The organism is Helicobacter sp. 11S02596-1, from assembly GCF_002272825.1.
In the GTDB taxonomy this organism is placed as follows: Bacteria; Campylobacterota; Campylobacteria; order Campylobacterales; family Helicobacteraceae; genus Helicobacter_J.
In genome coordinates, this window is sequence record NZ_MLAM01000049.1 from 1 (window position 1) to 206 (window position 206).

Here is a 206-nt window from a genome sequence, read left to right on the forward strand (position 1 = left end):
TATTATCCTTATCACCATCTTCTTTGGGTTTGACATTGGTAACAACACCCGCAGCATTCTTTTCTTCTACCATTTCCTGTGTTTGTGTTCTAAATGTGGTAATCACATCATCAAAGCCTTGGGTAACCGTAGAGACAGGTTTGAAGATAACACCCGCTGTATCATTAGCACCACCCGAACTACTCGTAGCAATTTTCCCACTGCTA

The 206-nt window shown here is 41.7% G+C and carries 1 protein-coding gene; it reads right to left on the minus strand.

Going from position 1 to position 206, the window contains the following annotated elements; translation table 11 throughout:
• A partial coding sequence (locus BJI48_RS09565; protein WP_180763119.1) for a hypothetical protein occupies nucleotides 1-206 on the minus strand: 206 nt, incomplete at both ends.